Source organism: Nocardia vinacea NBRC 16497 (assembly GCF_000308835.1).
In the GTDB taxonomy this organism is placed as follows: domain Bacteria; phylum Actinomycetota; class Actinomycetes; order Mycobacteriales; family Mycobacteriaceae; genus Nocardia; species Nocardia vinacea.
This window is the reverse complement of record NZ_BAGN01000308.1, coordinates 1-689: the sequence shown is the minus strand read 5'-3', so window position 1 is coordinate 689 and position 689 is coordinate 1. Positions and strand designations below refer to the sequence as shown.

At 66.3% G+C, this 689-nt stretch carries 1 pseudogene; it reads right to left on the bottom strand.

Going from position 1 to position 689, the window contains the following annotated elements:
* Positions 1-552: pseudogene (locus ON44_RS33620) on the bottom strand (hypothetical protein); the annotation flags it as partial.
* Between the last annotated feature and the right edge of the window lie 137 nt (positions 553-689).

Genomic DNA, 689 nt, shown 5'->3' with positions numbered 1-689 from the left:
GCGATCGCCGGAGCCACCTCGGCTGAATCCGCCCCGATCGCCCGCGTCGCCGCGTCGGCCCGAATCGCCACTGCGATTGAATCCGCCGCGGTCCCCCGAGCCGCCACGGTTGAAACCACCTCGGTCGGCGGAATCACCGGAGCGCTTGAACCCGCCGCGCTCACCCGAACCGCCACGGTTCAAACCACGGTCACCGGAATCACCGCGCTGGCCGGAGTCGCCGCGCTCGAAACCGCCACGGCCGCCGCCACGGTTGAAATCTCCGCGATCATCGGCACCGCGGTTGTAGCCGCCACGGTTACCGGAGTCGCCACGCTCGCCGGATCCGCTGCGCTTGAAACCACCGCGGTCGCCGGAGCCGCGATCATTGGAATCGTTGCGACGATTGGAGTCGCCGCGGTCGTTCGAACCACTCCGGGTCGAGTCGCTGCGTTTGAAGCCGCGCCGTTCACCGGAATCACCTCGGTCGGAAGAGCCGCGAGAATCGCCGCCTCGATCGCGGTCGGGACCGTCCTGCCGGAAAGACTTCCGGCCGTCGTTCTGTTCCGACACGGTGGCCCCTTTCTAGGTTCCGCCAGAGGTTGTCGAACCCCTGAATTCAATCACGTGTCGGCGGTCGGGCCCGAACACGGCATAGATATAGGTGCAAAAACGACGATAGGGGACCCAGTTCTGGGTCCCCTATCGTG